Below are 2580 nucleotides of genomic sequence, written 5' to 3' on the forward strand. Positions count from 1 at the left end.
GGCTGTGGGAGTCCCGGATTCGGGGGGCCAGGAGGCGGAGGGCGTCCCGGGTGCGGAGGGTCGGGAGGTGGCTGGGCTCTCGGACAGCCGCGGCGAGGCCCCGGTGCCATGGGTGCTGTCCGCCCGCACGCCCCAGGCGCTCGCCGAACAGGCGCGGCGACTCCTCGAGGCCGTACCCGAGGCGCCGCCCGCCGACATCGGCCACGCCATGCTGACGACTCGCACCCTCTTTCCCCACCGGGCGGTGGTGTTCGGCTCCGACCGCTTCGCCAGGCTTCGCGGTCTCGCCGCACTCGCGGCGAACGGAAAGCTCCCCACCGTCGTCACCTCCCCGGGCCGGGAACCGACCACCACAGGGCCCGGCCCCGTCTTCGTGTTCCCCGGCCAGGGCTCCCAGTGGCCGGGTATGGCCGTGGAACTCCTCGACGGCCGACCTGAGTTCGCCGCCGCCTGGGCCCGCTGCGAGCAGGCCCTAGCCACCTGCGTCGACTGGTCCCCGACCGACGTACTACGGGAAGCGCCCGGCGCACCGGGCCTGGACCGCGTCGATGTGCTCCAACCCGTCCTGTGGGCCGTCATGGTCAGCCTCGCCGAGATGTGGCGCGCGTACGGGGTCGAGCCCGCCGCGGTCGTCGGGCACTCCCAGGGCGAGGTCGCCGCGGCCTGCGTGGCCGGAGTGCTCACGCTCACGGACGGTGCGCGGATCTCCGTACGCCGCGCAGAACTGATTGCCCGTCAACTCTCCGGCCAGGGCGGCATGGTGGCCGTCCCGGAGTCCGAGGAACGCGTCCTCGCCCGCCTCGCGGCGCTCGGTGGGCAAGTCGAACTCGCCGCCGTCAACGGCCCCGACGCGGTCGTGGTGGCCGGAGCCGACGACGCGCTGGAGGACCTGCTGGTCTCCTGCCGTGCCGACGACGTCCGTGCCCGCCGGGTCGCCGTGGACTACGCCTCCCACTCCTCCTACGTCGAGGGCATCCGTACCGACCTCCTCGGCGCCCTCGCCGACATCACCCCGCTGCCCGCCCGGATACCCCTGCACTCCACCGTCGACCGGGGACAGGTGGTCCTCGGTGAGGACGGGCCCCGGCTGGACGGTGCCTACTGGTACCGGAACCTGCGTGAGCCGGTCGCCTTCGCCGCCGCCGTCACCGCGCTGGCCGAGTCCGGTCACCGCACGTTCATCGAGATCAGCCCCCACCCGCTCCTCACCGCCTCGGTGGCCGCGACCGTCGAGCACGCCGGCGGCGCCGTCCCGGTCGTCGTCCCCACGCTGCGCCGCCACCACGGCGACCCCGCGCAGTTCGCCGCCGGGCTGGCCCAGGCCTTCGTCACGGGGACGCGCGTGGACTGGACGGCCGCCCTCGCCGGACACCGTCCCGGTCCGCCCCTCCCGCTGCCGACGTACCCCTTCCAGCGGCGCGGGTACTGGCTGGCCCGGGACGGCGTGCCGGGCACGACGGGCGTGCCGGGCACGAGGGGCACAACGGGCGTGGCTGACGTGACCGTTGTCCGTGACGTGAGTGACGTGACCGACGTCCGCGACGTGTCCGACGGCCGTGACGCGCTCGATCTCGTGCGCGCCGAGGCGGCCGCCGTCCTGGGGCATGACGCCGCGGCGGAGGTCGACCCGGGGCTGACCTTCAAGGATCTCGGCTTCGACTCCCATCTCGCCCTGGAACTGCGCGTCCGGCTGAACGCCGCGACCGGCCGACGGCTGCCCACCACCCTGCTGTTCGACCACCCCACGCCCACGGCGGTCGCCCGGCATCTCTCGGCCGAGGCCCGAGCCCAGGCCGGTGGTGGCAGTGGCGGGTCCGCGTCCGCGTCCGCGGGAGTGTCCGCCGCCGTCGAGCCGATCGCGATCGTCGGCATGGCGTGCCGGCTGCCCGGTGGTATCCGGGACCCCGAGGGGCTGTGGCGGGCCGTGCTGGAGGGGATCGACGCGATCTCCGGGCCGCCGGCCGAACGAGGCTGGGACGACGAGGGCCACCGGGGCGGTTTCCTGGAGGACGCCGCCGACTTCGACGCCGACCTCTTCGGCATCGCGCCGCGTGAGGCCCTGGCGATGGACCCACAGCAGCGGCTGCTCCTGGAGACGGCGTGGGAGGCGGTCGAGCGGGCGGGCATCGCCCCGTCGTCCCTGCGCTCCACCCGGACCGGTGTCTACGTCGGTGCCATGTCCCAGGAGTACGGTCCACGGCTCCACGACGCCCCCGACGACCTGCGCGGCCATCTGCTGACCGGGAACACGGCCGGTGTGCTCTCCGGCCGCCTGTCCTACGTCTTCGGGTGCGAGGGCCCGGCCGTCACCGTGGACACGGCCTGCTCGTCCTCGCTGGTCGCCCTCCACCTCGCCGCCGAGTCGCTGCGGCGCGGGGAGTGCTCGATGGCGCTCGCGGCAGGGGTGGCGGTGATGGCCACCCCCGGTCTGTTCGCGGAGTTCGCGCGGCAGGGCGGGCTGGCGGGGGACGGGCGGTGCAAGGCGTTCGCCAGCGCGTCACGGATCACTCGTTGCTGGGCGGGCCCGTTGGGCGCGGTGAGTCCGTTGGACGCCCCGTCCTGGTTGACGGCCGAACCCCG

Annotated in this window: 2 pseudogenes; one reads left to right on the forward strand and one right to left on the reverse strand. The window is 74.6% G+C overall.

The annotated features are described in order from the left end of the window. Positions 1-67: 67 nt before the first annotated feature. Positions 68-2500 (forward strand): annotated as a pseudogene (locus P1P70_RS43325) (acyltransferase domain-containing protein); the annotation flags it as partial. 20 nt (positions 2501-2520) lie between these two features. On the opposite strand, the pseudogene P1P70_RS45955 reads toward P1P70_RS43325, so the two are convergent. Beyond that, positions 2521-2580 (reverse strand): annotated as a pseudogene (locus P1P70_RS45955) (hypothetical protein); the annotation flags it as partial.

The organism is Streptomyces sp. MB09-02B, assembly GCF_033794485.1.
Lineage (GTDB): Bacteria > Actinomycetota > Actinomycetes > Streptomycetales > Streptomycetaceae > Streptomyces.